This window comes from Brevibacillus laterosporus (assembly GCA_007833815.1).
Lineage (GTDB): Bacteria > Bacillota > Bacilli > Brevibacillales > Brevibacillaceae > Brevibacillus_B > Brevibacillus_B laterosporus_D.
This window is the reverse complement of the sequence record CP033464.1, coordinates 4,612,951-4,625,963: the sequence shown is the minus strand read 5'-3', so window position 1 is coordinate 4,625,963 and position 13,013 is coordinate 4,612,951. Positions and strand designations below refer to the sequence as shown.

Genomic DNA, 13,013 nt, shown 5'->3' with positions numbered 1-13,013 from the left:
AAATTCATGGATTTGGTCGAGGAGGAAGAGAGAATGAGCCGTTTTACCAAAGAAGACATTATGCGTTTTGCCGATGAAGAGAATGTGAAGTATATCCGTTTGCAATTTACTGACCTAATGGGTATCAGTAAAAATGTTGAGATTCCGGTTTCTCAATTGCCAAAAGCGTTAGACAACAAGATGATGTTTGACGGATCTTCCATTGAGGGTTTCGTGCGCATTGAAGAATCTGACATGTATCTTTTCCCAGACCTTGACACATGGGTGGTATTCCCGTGGGGTACTGAATTCGGAAAAGTGGCTCGTTTGATCTGTGATGTGTATATGCCTGATGGTAAGCCATTTGAAGGTGATCCTCGCTATATTTTGAAAAAGGTAATGAAAGAAGCAGAAGAGCTTGGCTATACGGATTTCAACGTTGGCCCAGAACCTGAATTCTTCTTGTTCAAAATTGATGAAAAAGGGGAACCTACCCTTAATTTAAATGACCAAGGTGGATACTTTGACTTTGCACCACTAGACATGGGTGAAAACTGTCGTCGTGATATCGTGTTAACTTTGGAGAAAATGGGCTTTGAAATCGAAGCTTCTCACCATGAAGTGGCTCCAGGACAACATGAAATTGATTTTAAATATGCAAATGCCTTGCAAGCAGCTGATCAAATTCTAACGTTCAAACTGGTTGTTAAAACCATTGCTCGAGAACATGGTCTGCACGCAACCTTTATGCCAAAGCCAATGTTTGGTGTAAGTGGTTCTGGTATGCATGCTCATCAATCTCTGTTCATTGGCACAGAAAATGCATTCTATGATGAATCTGATGAGCTAGGTTTAAGTCAAACTGCAAAATACTACCTAGCTGGTCTTTTGAAGCATGCAAGAGGGTTTGCTGCAATCACGAACCCACTAGTTAACTCTTACAAGCGTCTCGTTCCAGGCTATGAAGCGCCTTGTTACGTGGCATGGTCTGCGAAAAACCGTTCTCCATTAGTTCGTATCCCTGCTTCACGTGGAATGGGGACTCGTTTAGAAGTGCGCAATCCTGATCCAGCAGCGAACCCATACTTGGCACTAGCCGTTATGCTAAAAGCAGGTTTGGATGGAATTAAGAACAAATTAGAATTGCAACCTGCTGTTGACCGTAACATCTACGTAATGAACGAAGCTGATCGCGAAGCAAATGGCATTGATAGCCTACCATCTACGTTAAAAGAGGCAATTGAGTGCCTGAAGGCGGATCGTGTTATCTGTGAAGCACTTGGTGAGCATGCGTCGTTACACTTCATTGAAGCGAAAGAAATCGAATGGGATATGTTCCGCACACGTGTACACGAGTGGGAGCGTAGCCAATACATGAATACGTATTAATCGTCAGAACCCTTGCGCCTCTAAGCGTGAGGGTTTTTGTTGTTTGTGGGCAGAAATCAATTATTTTAAGTTTTCAAATCATTGCCCACAATTTGCCCACATTTTTTTCGATTAATCATAAATATTCTTCATGTAGTTTTCAAACGTACCCATGTTATCTGATTCAATCTTTTTCGAGATATGGGCGTATACATCTGATGTGATTTGTATGCTACCGTGCCCAAGGCGTTCCTGAACGTATTTCATGTCTGTTCCTGTCTCTAATAGTAAAACCGCGTGGGTATGTCGTAGGGAATGGATAGGGAGTGAAGGAATATTGGCTTTATGTAATATTCTCGAAAAAGCATTAAACAGAGAGGATTTAGGAATAAAATTACCATCGTTTCTACACAGAACTAGATTTAGGTCGTGGTGATATTTCTCATTCCAAGCAAGTTTATTCTGATTCTGATATTTTACATGATTTTTTAAGTCGTTTATTAAAGATTGACTTATGCGGATAGTTCTGGCGGAGCTGTACGTTTTTGTGTCTCCGAACAGTTCGTTTTTATTTTTCGCAGAAAAGTCGAGAGTCTTGTTGGTGTTGATTGTGCTGTTTTTGGTATCCATATCCGACCACTGTAAGGCAGCTGCTTCACCTTTGCGCATACCTGTCTCAATCAGAGTTTTGAAGAAGATCCAATAGATATAATCATATTGATAAGCAGTTTGCAAAAAAAGAGGTATGTCATTTGATTCCATAAATGTAACGCCTTTAGTCTTCTTTTGGCCTTTAATTGTGACACCAGTGCAAGGGTTCTTTTCAGTTTTATTTAGTGTTACGGCTTTTTCCATCGCATTATTCATAGTAGTGTGTACTATCTCTATAGAACGTTTGCTGTAGTTTTTTTCTGATAGTTGATTTAAAAACCTCTGATACATGATTGGTTTAACATCACGTCACTTTATGTTCTTAAAGAAAGGAATGATGTGGTTTGCAATATTCCTCTTGTGCAACTCAAATGTGTTTTTACGGATGGTGTCCTTTTTATACTCATTTAGCCAAATCATTAGATAGTTATTTAGAGAAACATCTTCTTGTTCATAGCCCTCCAGTAATTTTTTCTCATCTTCTGAAGCGGCAAGTTGGGCTTCTTTTTTTGTTGTAAACCCCCCTTTTGTTTTTTCTTTAAATCCCTGTGTGAAAGGGTCTTTATATCGTACCCGGTATTCCCGCTTTGAGCCGCGCTTTCTGTAAGATGCCATGTGTATTCCTCCTTTTACTCGTTACAATTACTCATCCTTGTCAGGGACGTGTTCAACAATACCTTCAAGGTTAACCCCAAAATGATTACAAAGCTTGTCCAATACCTCCATTGAAACATATTCATCTTTGCCCATTTTTGCAACGGTTATAGAGTGTAGACCTAGGTTTTCCCTTAGGTCTTTTTTCTTCATGTCTTTGTCGATCAGCATCTTCCACAGCGGCTTATAGGTAAACCCCATTTCTAACATCACCTTTTTATTTTTATAGGTAATTATATCTGCTAAAACATACAAATACAAATATAAAATACACAAAAGTGACTTTATGTGTTGACCATGTGATTTTAAATAGGTATTATAAGTATATAAATATGATTTTTAAATTATACAAAAGTGTACTTGTGGTGATTTAAATGGATACTTCAACTGTAGATGTAATGAAAAAATTCAGTAATTTCTTAAAGAAAGAGCATCTTAGACTTTCTATAGATATCCATTTGAAGAGGAGCAGCGAAAGTGACTCCTGCAACCATGATAGTGCTGGATGCACTAAGATTGCGAGCAATGAAAGTAATCGGGGTGGCGTACTTAAAAATCGAAACCATAATGAAGATGGTAAAGGTTAGTAGGGCGAGTGTTGAGAGAGCAATAAGAAAACTTGAGCAGGTGGGTATCATCAAGCGCATTACTACGGCTAGAAAAACGGGCTTGCAGGGTGCTAACATGTTTGCTTTTTTACACTCAAATGACGGGGTTAAGGTTGAAGGGGTTGGATGGTGGAGAAAACGCAATAGCACCAAGCTCTGAGGCTAAGAAAGGCGAGTCCAATACAAGCGTTTTTAATACTCCAAAAAATCAAAAAGAAAACAATAAAGATAACGTTAAAGTAACAAGGCTAGAAAAGGATTCCACAGTTATACCGAACTACATCCCGAAGGAATTTGTTAAGGCAATCCGACCAGCGTTCTCATGTGGGACAGTTATTAAGCAGTTCTGGAGTAGGGTCGTAATGTTCAAAAGAGTAACTGGGTGGGAGAGAAACGAGAACGTTATTCCTATAGCCTTAGATGCTTGGGGGTATATACCAAGAATGAGTATAAGCGGGATCAGAAGGAGTGGGGATTAGATAGGTTCCTAAGATGCTTCTACGGTACGATGAAGAGAATCGAGGAGAAGAGAACCCAAGAGCTGGTTGCTCAGTGGGTATAAAAAAACTGTATACCAAAGATTCCATTTACTGCTATAATTCACCTTAATACAATAGTTCGGCTCTCAAGGGTGGTCGGCTCACTCTCTTTTATCCCGATAGGGAAGGGGGTGAGAGTATGACGGTATACGAGGCAATTTCATTAATGATAGCATTTGGATTATTGATCGTTGCCATACTGTCTTTCCACAAAAGGAAATAGACCTCCCTTGACCTGACAAGTAGGGGAAGTCTATTCTTCTGAAAGTCTTTGAGCCGACCCTTTGCAGGGACAAACTTTTGTACCGACCGTTAGGTGTTACCAGCACCTGCGGTCTTTTTAGTGTATGCAAATTAATTTAAAAATATTCAGTTGATAGTCAAAACGTATCATATTTATATTATAACTGTAATGACGGAAACCACAAGGGGGAGATGCGATTTATTAAATGGGAGCATTCCCTGGTCTTTTGATAGTTGATAAAAGCAGTAGCTAATATATAGGCAAAATATTGGATTTGTAACATTACATAAAAAAACAAATTGGTAGATTTATACAGTGGTCTCATAGTATTATGAGAATAATAGATTCCTCTCTCGATGGCGTTTAAAAGCTCATCCCTATGTCATAGATGTAGGGGGTGAGGCCCATGTCAGTATACCAATCACTGATGGTGATGTTTGGATTTGGAATGTTTATCATCGCTTTGATTACACTGATTATTATGATTTTAAAATAACAAAGAGTAAAACCGTCTTGACTCTGCTAAAGTTCAACGATTTTACTCTATAGGGCTTGAGCCAATTCCATTGAGGAATCGTCTATTGTATAGACTGTAGGTGCTACAACACCTGCGGTCTTTTTAGTTTATACGTTTCTAGTAACTATATAATACCACATTATAGCTTCAATTATACGAAAAAATTTCGTGAAATACGAAATAATACGAAATCTATAACTGTTGAGAAGTCAGGTTCAATCTAGATTTTGGATGTCATATGTCAAATTATTTTTTGGTTTTACCTTGCGTACTAGCCCACTCAACAAATAGTCCTACTGATGCGGAGCCTAATAGCACAGCAAAAAACGGTGACCATAAACTGCTTTTTTCACTTGGCACAATATTAAATACTCCAATTAAGAAAATTATAAAAAAGACAATTATACTTGGTCTGAATACCCTCTTCAAATCGCATCTCTCCTAATGTTCATAAATAGGTACCCAAATAAGACTATGGATTATGTTGGAAACTCATAGTATTATGAGAATAATAGATTACTTTCTCAATGGCGTTTTTTAAAGCTCATCCCTGTGTTATAGATGTAGGGGGTGAGGCCCATGTCAGTATACCAATCATTAATGGTGATGTTCGGATTCGGTACGTTTATCATCGCTTTGATTACACTGATTATTACGATTATAAGATAGCAAAAAATAAGACCGCCTAAACTCACAAAAGTAGGGACGATCTTACATAGGGGTTGAGCAATTCCATTGAGGAATCGTCTATTGTCAAGACTGTAGGTGCTGCAACACCTGCGGTCTTTTTTATTATAGGCAAGATACAAGCCCTGTAGTACAAAAATGTAAGTTCTATACGACAAAATGTCGTGTATACCATACATTTTACAATTAGTTAATTGAGAATACAACATAAATAATATCACAAAAACAGCATAGTCGATATTATGATATAATTTAAGTTAAATAGAAATTAGTTTATATTTACTAAAAAGCATACCTATCAAAGATCGAAAATTACAAATAATAGAAATAAGAAAACTATTCATGCTATAATGGCTAGGTACAATAGAATCGGCTCTCTCAATGGCGATCTTGGCTCACCCCCATGTCATAGTAGCAAGGGGGTGATGCTCATGTCCGTATACGAAGCGCTTATGGTAATGTTTGCCTTTGGAACATTTATCATAGTTTTAGTAGGGCTATTTTACAAAATGACAAAAAAGTAAGATCGCCATTGAGCCTTCCCAAGCTTGACGATCTTACTCCCTGATTTGAGCCAATCCCATTGAGGGATGGTCTATTGTATGGCCAAGGTATGTTAGCGCATAACTTGGTCTTTTTTAGTATAAGCAAGTTGATTTACAAATATTCAGTTGATACGTTTTTCGTATCAATACTCTTATTATAAACGTATTGGAAAAAACCGCAAGAGTTAAGTTAGGTGTGATTTTCCTCAACGTGTTATTCAAATTGATTTCCGATTATCTGCATATATGGTATATTTTTCTTTGTTGAAATTTACTATATGTTGTGGAGGTTGGTAATTTTGGTAGTACACAAGTTGGGCTTGATTTTTGCAGTTACAGCAATCTTTTTTTCTTTATATATGATGTCGGGTTGCGTAACCGAAGTTTGCAAACATTACAAAAAAATATTGTTTAAATATGAAAAAGGTTAATTCTTTAAGTTGTAGAAAAAATAAATTGGTAGATTTATGCTGTGATCTCATAGTATTATAAGTACAGTAGATTACTCTCTCAATGGTCATCAAAGGATCATCCCAATGTCATAGGACAGGGAGGGGTGAGAGCCATGTCAGTATACGAATCATTGATGGTGATGTTTACCTTTGGATTGCTGATAATTTCTCTAATCGGACTGATCATAAAGATGCAAGCAAAATAAGACCGCCATTGCCGTGGAAAGCTAAGCGACCTTACTTTGTGATTTGAAGTCAATCCCATTAAGAGATAATCTATTATATGAAACTGCGGGTGTTCTAAGCACCTGCGGTTTTTTGAGTTTTCAAGTTGATTCCCAAAAATATAGAGTGGTAAAAATTTAGATAGTATTGTATTTATTCAAAAGTTACTTTTAAAATAAATGCTACTTTTATTATAACTCTATCTGCGAATAAAACAAGTTATGTGTGATTTTTTTTGCGTAAAAATTAAATCTTTTCAAATGGGGTAGCCAGCCAAATTTGAAACCGTTCTAATCAACCAATAAATAATATAAAGCTACAGACTTTAACGCATCCAAACGAGTATGTCGGACACCCTTACAAACCAAAAGGAGGGTAGCAGCTATGGGAAAGTTAGATAAATCATTAGAAAAGCTTGTACAAACCGGAGTTATCCAAACACCTAAGTATTGGAAAACCAACGCTGTTCAGGGCGGTACCGTAAAAGGTGATTATGCTACCACGTTAATTATCATTATGGCTAATAAATTGGAGGTATAAGCGTATGAAAACAACAGGAAACAAAGCGGTATTAATTGCTGGTGTACTTGGTGCGATGAAGTTGCTTGCTGACTCATATGGATACAGCATAATTACCGACGATCAGATCAACGCAATAGTAAATGGCATTTTTGCTGTAGTAGCTATTTTTACGAATAATTTCAAATCAACTAATTAGATCAAAATGACAACAGTCTGGTAACTTTTAGATCAATGTCACCCATATCTTATAAACAAAAGTATCATCATTTGCTAAATCCTTTTTTGTGTATACTCTGAATTTACTAACTTCAGCTAATCGAAAACTAAGAACGTAGGCTATTTTATAATCAGGGGTGATATAATCCTCATAATTTCGCCCATAGATTTCATTAGCTATTGAATGTGCCCATTCCTCTGCCTCCCCCAATGGCATAAAACTTCCCTTGGTTTTCTATAAATGCCATAGCATCTCTAGCATGAGAAGAGCTAGGTAACGTTTCCCACTCATCTTTTGCTGGATCATACACTTCAAGATTAGCCAAGGAAACAGATCCAGGAGTTCCCCCGTAAACATAAATTTTATCATCGTATACTATACCACCAACGTTGTATCTAGCTGTTGGCATTGGTTCTTCTGCTGCAAACGAATGCGTCTGAAAACTAAACAAGGTCATAATCATCGCTAAAGCGAATAGTCCTATTTTCTTTAAGTTCATTTGTTTAACACTATTACTCTATCTGTATAGAAAGAGAAAGTGTCTCCCCCCTTTTGAGTGTATGTAAGAATAACGAATAAAGATTTGTAAGAATATTAGATATGTCGGCCGACACATTTGCATTATAATTGAAAAATATGTAATTGATTATGGTGTATTTTGTATATTTTTAAAAAAATATTTGCTTTTTTAATTATTATAGGAAAGAAATGTACTCCCTGTTCGTATTTGGTAAAAAATCTTTTGCTCTGTCGATCCAAAGGCTTGCGTTCCTACGTGGGCTACTTTGTAGATTCTCATCTATTTTTTCGTAAAAGAGTTACTAGTAAAGCTATAGTGAACGCTTGCGCGATTGCAAGTACTATAGACATATTCTCAAGAAAAGTTCCTTTAGTCTTTGCTTTTTTACAAACGATAAAAGCATTTCGGAAATTTGTTATACATTTCTTAGGATAGTGAAAACCTGAAATATATGCACGGGAATATTCTCGGGACTGGAGTCGGAAGAAGATAGTGAAATAACTACAATGTTATTTTAAGGTTCATTCAAGGTTCAGGGATTACAATAAATTTGTAAGGTAACTGCTTACAAAAAAAATTAACTATGGGGAGTTTGATTCTAATGAATAAAATAGCATCAAAATGGTTGATTGGGGCTTTAGCAGTAGCAGCCATTGCGATAACTGTGTCTTTTATGCTAATTCAGAAACTAGCCGTTGATAAACATGATAATAAACATGACGTTGTTTACCAGGAGCAAATAATGATAGACATGGGAGAAGATACACGATCACCAGAGGAAAAGGCAGAAGCGGAGCAAAGGTACAATGAATTAAAAGGACAAGGTTTAATTCAAGAAACTGTAAATCCTGATGGTACGACTTCAGCAACTTTCGGAGGCCAATGAACTAGCTAATGATTTCCAGAAGCTATTTAACCAGCGGGAAAAAGTGGAATTGGATGGAGCAACCAAGAAAGAGATAGATGAAATTCGTGAACAAGTGAAGAATGGTACATTAACTCAGGAACAATTCGAAATGCGAATGGAAGAGAAAGGCATTTACACTAATCCTTCAAACGTTATACAGTTGGAAGGGAGCATATGATATGCAAACAATAGTAATCGTAGAAGACGAAGGGCCGATTTCTCGGGTTCTACAAGTCTATTTGGAAAAAGCGGGATATCAGGTGGAGCTTGCCTTTGACGGTGAAGAAGCCATTACTACATTCGATCGTGTGACACCTTCTCTGGTCTTATTGGACGTCATGCTACCAGGGCAGAGTGGTTGGAAGGTATTGGAGTATATACGTACCAAAAGTAGTTGTCCCGTCATCATGTTAACAGCGTTAGGACAACTGGACCAGAAGATAACTGGGTTAAATCAGGGTGCTGATGATTACATTACCAAGCCTTTCATTGGTGAGGAAGTTGTGGCACGTGTCAATGCTGTCATGCGACGCTCTTTGCTGGTCATGGGTGACTATCAGGCACGGATTTTTGGTAGTTTAAAAGTAGATTACCAGGCTCATTCTGTTATGTTGCACGGCATTGAACTTACTTTCACACCACGTGATCTGTCCCTTTTTTTATTTCTCGCACAGCATCCCAATCAGACCTTTACAAGAGAACAGTTAATCGAACACGTCTGGGGTATGGATTATGAGGGCAGTGATCGTGCTGTGGATCTAGCGGTGAAACGGATCAGGAGAACCTTACAAAACTGGCCAACCGATGAAGGAGAGATTCGTACAATACGGAGATTGGGGTATCAGTTCTGTGTCAATGAAAAATAAAGAGCGGAAGACGCTATTAACCTATTGGACAACTAAAAAGGAGGAGTAGTAATGAGACGTCAGGACAATCATGTTAAAGGCACAGGTTCTTTAGGGCCAGGAGAAGGAAACCGAACTTTAGAACTTATGGGACCACCAGAAGGAAATTAATAGTTGCTAGGTTAGTAAGGCTCCCTGTATGGGGGCTTTTTTCGTCAAAACCTCCATTTCCTCGTCAAAGGATTCGACAAGACTGATACGGAATACGGAATATGAGGTGAGGATAGATGATGAAAAGCAGGTTGAAGGTGATCTTGGCCGAAAGGAACATGCAGCAGCAAGATTTACTTAGGCTAATGAAAAAACCAGTCTCTCATGGCGCCATGAGTAAAATAGTAAACGGAACAATCCCTAAGTTGGAAACTGCTGCTGATATAGCTCAAGCGTTAAATATACATATAGATGATATTTGGTTCCTTGAATGAAGATTTTTGATCTGGACAGGCAATATATTCCCAATGGGAACATACAATGTACCATCAAGGTTAAAGAGATGGTGCAGATGTGGATCGTCCACCAACGCATGGCGGAACTGTGGGTTATTAATAAGACCAGAGAGCTCACTGACTCGGAAATGACAGAAATGAGTGAATGCCTTAGTGCAAATGCTACAAGAGCTTGGGAGGTTGCGAAACTCAAAAACTTATCTGTAATTGCCAGCGTGACGAAAGACATAGAATGGCAGCATGAGCTGTGTGCTAGATTGGAAAAGATACAGGGTTGAAAAGGAAAAAAGCCCCTCTTAAATAGAGAAGGGCATGACTTACATTTGTAAAAAAATAGTACTCAAAAGGCTATTAACCCTTGCCCACAATTTGCCTGCTTGTTTCATCTTAACGACTTGCCATTTCACTTCTTCCGGATAATGTACTCTTGTGCCCATAAAGAAGCACCTCCTTCGAATCATATTAGAAATACGATTCAGGAGGTGCTTTTTTCCTTGTTTCAATTTACTGGGTCACTTCACTTGGTATCGAGGAGGGACTTTCCCTATTTCACTTCTACAGTAAAATCCTTCAGTGGTCGCCCTGACCAACCTTGTTTCAGAGAAACGATAAATCTGTAGCTTGCTTTCGGAGCACTTTTGCTGGCTTTGACTTTGATTTGGACAGTGGTCGTTTCTCCGGGCATGAGTTCCAAGTTTTTTTCAGGATCGGTAATAACCTTTACCATATTGGGACTGTTGTAGGCGAAGTGATAGTTGACATCAATGGTGTACTTAGCGGTGTGAACTCTGCTGTCGTTGGTCACCTGAATATTTTCAATTACAATTTCTTCACCCGGGGACAACAAGTATTCACCATTGGCGTTCATCCGTTTTTCCGTAGAAGTGTTGGCACTTTGTGGCGTTGGTGCTGGCGTTTGTATAACGTGAGGTTGTTCGGTTGATGGTGCAGTAACACTCTGATTCCGTGGGTATTGTTTTAATAAGTAAACAACAACCTCATTGGTTTCAGGATAATGGTCCACTTTTACCATTGTATAACGGGTAGGAGACTCATAGAAATTCACGTCGCCTGAATCTAATGTTTTCGTAAGGCTAGACAACCATTGTTTATTCAATAGCTCCTTCGTTCCCTCGTATGTCATGTAGCTAATGTATTGGTCCTCATCATCGAAGAAAATTGAAAAAGAACCGTATCTATAACATAAGCTCCTTGTCTCATCATCCACGTAGGACTCAGACTTAGGCTTCCCCAGCAACGTTTTCACTTCTTCTTTTGTTAAATCAAAAGAAAGTACCTTTTCCGTGCCATCCTGATTGTAAACAGCTACATATTCGCCAATCTGAAGAGAAGCATAGAAAGGCTCAAAGACTGCTACAGAAGGATTGTTTACCTTTTCAACAACAGGAGGTGGTGGTTGGGGTTCACTGCTTTCTGCTTCGCTAAGCTTAGGTACTACTTCTGAACCCGCGTTCTTCGCTATTTCTGGATGAGCCGTCGTTATTACAGCGGTGGCATTTTTGGAGTCAAATACAAATTGATTCAACCAAAAGATAGAGCCTGCACCTATTCCAAGAACGGTTCCGAACACTACAATGATTTTACCAAGCTCGCTTTTTGTGTCATTATTTTTTGCCAAGATGAGTCCTCCTACATCGTTACAGTCCATTGATCACTGCTCTGTGTACCAACGTACGTTATGTCGTCTATTACTTATTACCTAATATCGGAGATTCGCTAAACGTTCTTTAGACCGGTGTTTTCGTTTGTGAACTCTACTAGCTTCCTTCTGCCGTTCTATCCGGCATGTTGGGCAGTAGTACGCTCTAGGACCGCCAAGAAAAGTCACCTGACATTGTTTACATGTATGTTGAATCATTTTCTATTCACCAAATGACAGAGGGTTTTATACTTCCAATAAGGAAGACCTTTTTCGTCTTGTCCGTCTGGTTCTGGAACCGTACCACGTTTTCGACGATCCGTTAATGCCTGGCGTGAACAGCCTATTAGTTTAGCGAGTGCATTATACCCAATACGATCAGTGTCGATATCATCAGGCCCATATGCACGACCAACTAACCCTCCTTCGGTCATCCGTTGGAGGGCATGGGAGCGAAAGGAGGGTTTCAAGCGTGTCTAGTAAAATTAAAAACCTATTTGGATCAAGTCGGTTAGTGTTGCCAGAACAGCGAGAGGCATACCTGCAATACAGAGTGGATGAAAAGCTGGTGCCGATGCCGATACTCGAAAGCGATGAGCTCGCGTCGATGCCTATTGTGATGAATTAGGACTGAAACTCAAGGGGGTTGTTTGTGTGGTATATTTTTTTTGCCGATTTGATGTGGTTTTTAGTTGGAAAATCGTCAGCTTTTGAAAAATAAGTTTTAGACTGAAATACTTTGGCAATTCGAGCATCGCTTTAGCACATCAACATTTCCTTATATGTTGCTTTAACTCTATATGGAGACGTTTGATTTCGTTTACTTCAAGTCTCATCCTATTTATTTCTTTTTGGAGTTTATATCGAAAAATGTACGGAAATATTCTTCTGTTTTGATTCCATGCCATGTGAAGGAGTAAGCTCAGAACAATGATGCAAAACTGGACTAGAACAACCAAAGGAAAGAACAATCTAAGAGACATTGCTAATGTAGAATCTACGCCAATATGAATCTTTAATACGTTCCATATAACCCATAGTAAAAGTGATATTGAATAAAAAACAAGTGAAACCTCTGTATTCCCATATAATGCAAGCCAATATAGCATGTATTGGGACAGAGGTGTCTTATGAGAATGATGAGTTTCATATTTCTTACCTTTTTTCTGTTTCCACTCTGAGTCATGACAGCTATTTTGCATATTTTGCCCCTCCAATATGGTGTCTGATAAAAAGTATTCCCCACCAAACCCACAAAATATAAACGGACTGCTGGGAATGTCTTTAATTGGATGCTTATTGCTAAGCATTTTCGATTCCCGCATAGTTAGGAAATGACATGACAACAATATTTGCAAAGAGGGTGA

The 13,013-nt window shown here is 38.5% G+C and carries 18 protein-coding genes and 1 pseudogene; 12 read left to right on the top strand and 7 right to left on the bottom strand.

Annotated elements, in window-relative coordinates; all coding sequences use genetic code 11:
- The first annotated feature begins 33 nt into the window (after nt 1-33).
- Nucleotides 34-1,368 carry a type I glutamate--ammonia ligase gene (glnA, locus tag EEL30_22790; GenBank protein QDX94862.1) on the top strand — a complete coding sequence of 445 codons (1,335 nt, stop codon included), beginning with the start codon at nt 34-36 and terminating at the stop codon, nt 1,366-1,368.
- 111 nt (nt 1,369-1,479) lie between these two features.
- On the opposite strand, the pseudogene EEL30_22785 reads toward glnA, so the two are convergent.
- Nucleotides 1,480-2,613: pseudogene (locus tag EEL30_22785) on the bottom strand (site-specific integrase).
- 27 nt (nt 2,614-2,640) lie between these two features.
- A complete protein-coding gene (locus EEL30_22780) occupies nt 2,641-2,853 on the bottom strand; it encodes an XRE family transcriptional regulator (protein ID QDX94861.1) in 213 nt (70 codons plus the stop codon).
- 276 nt (nt 2,854-3,129) lie between these two features.
- On the opposite strand from EEL30_22780, the gene EEL30_22775 reads away from it, so the two are divergent.
- From EEL30_22775 to EEL30_22760, 4 genes are all read left to right on the top strand, one after another.
- Nucleotides 3,130-3,420 carry a hypothetical protein gene (locus EEL30_22775; GenBank protein QDX94860.1) on the top strand — a complete coding sequence of 97 codons (291 nt, stop codon included), beginning with the start codon at nt 3,130-3,132 and terminating at the stop codon, nt 3,418-3,420.
- Entirely contained in the window at nt 3,383-3,739 is a 357-nt protein-coding gene (locus tag EEL30_22770) for a hypothetical protein (GenBank protein QDX94859.1), read from the top strand. The genes EEL30_22775 and EEL30_22770 overlap by 38 nt, the downstream gene beginning before the upstream one ends.
- A gap of 199 nt (nt 3,740-3,938) precedes the next feature.
- Complete coding sequence (locus tag EEL30_22765) at nt 3,939-4,022, top strand: hypothetical protein (GenBank protein QDX94858.1); 84 nt, start codon at nt 3,939-3,941, stop codon at nt 4,020-4,022.
- A gap of 427 nt (nt 4,023-4,449) precedes the next feature.
- A complete protein-coding gene (locus tag EEL30_22760; GenBank protein QDX94857.1) occupies nt 4,450-4,539 on the top strand; it encodes a putative holin-like toxin in 90 nt (29 codons plus the stop codon).
- Nucleotides 4,540-4,806: 267 nt separating this feature from the next.
- Here the strand turns inward: EEL30_22760 and EEL30_22755 are convergent, their stop codons facing one another.
- Complete coding sequence (locus tag EEL30_22755; GenBank protein QDX94856.1) at nt 4,807-4,989, bottom strand: hypothetical protein; 183 nt, start codon at nt 4,987-4,989, stop codon at nt 4,807-4,809.
- 150 nt (nt 4,990-5,139) lie between these two features.
- Between EEL30_22755 and EEL30_22750 the strand changes: the two genes are divergently transcribed.
- Together EEL30_22750 and EEL30_22745 are read left to right on the top strand one after the other, a co-directional pair.
- Nucleotides 5,140-5,229 (top strand): putative holin-like toxin, encoded by a 90-nt coding sequence (locus tag EEL30_22750; GenBank protein QDX94855.1) that lies wholly within the window; start codon nt 5,140-5,142, stop codon nt 5,227-5,229.
- A gap of 368 nt (nt 5,230-5,597) precedes the next feature.
- Complete coding sequence (locus EEL30_22745; GenBank protein QDX94854.1) at nt 5,598-5,771, top strand: putative holin-like toxin; 174 nt, start codon at nt 5,598-5,600, stop codon at nt 5,769-5,771.
- A gap of 1,443 nt (nt 5,772-7,214) precedes the next feature.
- Here EEL30_22745 and EEL30_22740 read toward each other — a convergent pair.
- On the bottom strand, nt 7,215-7,424 hold the full coding sequence (locus EEL30_22740) for a hypothetical protein (GenBank protein ID QDX94853.1): 210 nt from the start codon (nt 7,422-7,424) through the stop codon (nt 7,215-7,217).
- Nucleotides 7,381-7,707, bottom strand: coding sequence for a hypothetical protein (locus EEL30_22735; GenBank protein QDX94852.1), 327 nt, complete (start codon nt 7,705-7,707; stop codon nt 7,381-7,383). Before EEL30_22735 ends, EEL30_22740 begins: the two co-directional genes overlap by 44 nt.
- A 622-nt stretch (nt 7,708-8,329) precedes the next feature.
- On the opposite strand from EEL30_22735, the gene EEL30_22730 reads away from it, so the two are divergent.
- From EEL30_22730 to EEL30_22710, 5 genes are all read left to right on the top strand, one after another.
- Nucleotides 8,330-8,614 (top strand): hypothetical protein, encoded by a 285-nt coding sequence (locus tag EEL30_22730; GenBank protein ID QDX94851.1) that lies wholly within the window; start codon nt 8,330-8,332, stop codon nt 8,612-8,614.
- On the top strand, nt 8,580-8,813 hold the full coding sequence (locus tag EEL30_22725; GenBank protein ID QDX94850.1) for a hypothetical protein: 234 nt from the start codon (nt 8,580-8,582) through the stop codon (nt 8,811-8,813). Before EEL30_22730 ends, EEL30_22725 begins: the two co-directional genes overlap by 35 nt.
- Before the next feature lies 1 nt (nt 8,814).
- Entirely contained in the window at nt 8,815-9,501 is a 687-nt protein-coding gene (locus EEL30_22720) for a DNA-binding response regulator (protein ID QDX94849.1), read from the top strand.
- A gap of 266 nt (nt 9,502-9,767) precedes the next feature.
- Nucleotides 9,768-9,965, top strand: coding sequence for a helix-turn-helix domain-containing protein (locus EEL30_22715; GenBank protein QDX94848.1), 198 nt, complete (start codon nt 9,768-9,770; stop codon nt 9,963-9,965).
- Between the two features lie 77 nt (nt 9,966-10,042).
- The gene (locus EEL30_22710; GenBank protein ID QDX95863.1) at nt 10,043-10,264 is read left to right on the top strand and encodes a hypothetical protein; all 222 of its coding nucleotides are present in this window, start codon (nt 10,043-10,045) and stop codon (nt 10,262-10,264) included.
- Nucleotides 10,265-10,530: 266 nt separating this feature from the next.
- On the opposite strand, the gene EEL30_22705 is transcribed toward EEL30_22710, so the two are convergent.
- A complete protein-coding gene (locus EEL30_22705; GenBank protein ID QDX94847.1) occupies nt 10,531-11,655 on the bottom strand; it encodes a hypothetical protein in 1,125 nt (374 codons plus the stop codon).
- Between the two features lie 758 nt (nt 11,656-12,413).
- Nucleotides 12,414-12,848 (bottom strand): hypothetical protein, encoded by a 435-nt coding sequence (locus tag EEL30_22700; protein ID QDX94846.1) that lies wholly within the window; start codon nt 12,846-12,848, stop codon nt 12,414-12,416.
- Nucleotides 12,849-13,013 lie beyond the last annotated feature (165 nt).

Bases quoted from the DNA above. Each gene is read 5' to 3' on its own strand.
- glnA (QDX94862.1), top strand. From the start codon at position 34: ATGAGCCGTTTTACCAAAGAAGACATTATGCGTTTTGCCGATGAAGAG.
- EEL30_22780 (QDX94861.1), bottom strand. From the start codon at position 2,853: ATGGGGTTTACCTATAAGCCGCTGTGGAAGATGCTGATCGACAAAGAC.
- EEL30_22765 (QDX94858.1), top strand. From the start codon at position 3,939: ATGACGGTATACGAGGCAATTTCATTAATGATAGCATTTGGATTATTG.
- EEL30_22760 (QDX94857.1), top strand. From the start codon at position 4,450: ATGTCAGTATACCAATCACTGATGGTGATGTTTGGATTTGGAATGTTT.
- EEL30_22750 (QDX94855.1), top strand. From the start codon at position 5,140: ATGTCAGTATACCAATCATTAATGGTGATGTTCGGATTCGGTACGTTT.
- EEL30_22745 (QDX94854.1), top strand. From the start codon at position 5,598: ATGGCTAGGTACAATAGAATCGGCTCTCTCAATGGCGATCTTGGCTCA.
- EEL30_22740 (QDX94853.1), bottom strand. From the start codon at position 7,424: ATGCCATTGGGGGAGGCAGAGGAATGGGCACATTCAATAGCTAATGAA.
- EEL30_22735 (QDX94852.1), bottom strand. From the start codon at position 7,707: ATGAACTTAAAGAAAATAGGACTATTCGCTTTAGCGATGATTATGACC.
- EEL30_22730 (QDX94851.1), top strand. From the start codon at position 8,330: ATGAATAAAATAGCATCAAAATGGTTGATTGGGGCTTTAGCAGTAGCA.
- EEL30_22725 (QDX94850.1), top strand. From the start codon at position 8,580: ATGGTACGACTTCAGCAACTTTCGGAGGCCAATGAACTAGCTAATGAT.
- EEL30_22720 (QDX94849.1), top strand. From the start codon at position 8,815: ATGCAAACAATAGTAATCGTAGAAGACGAAGGGCCGATTTCTCGGGTT.
- EEL30_22715 (QDX94848.1), top strand. From the start codon at position 9,768: ATGATGAAAAGCAGGTTGAAGGTGATCTTGGCCGAAAGGAACATGCAG.
- EEL30_22710 (QDX95863.1), top strand. From the start codon at position 10,043: ATGTGGATCGTCCACCAACGCATGGCGGAACTGTGGGTTATTAATAAG.
- EEL30_22705 (QDX94847.1), bottom strand. From the start codon at position 11,655: ATGGACTGTAACGATGTAGGAGGACTCATCTTGGCAAAAAATAATGAC.
- EEL30_22700 (QDX94846.1), bottom strand. From the start codon at position 12,848: ATGCAAAATAGCTGTCATGACTCAGAGTGGAAACAGAAAAAAGGTAAG.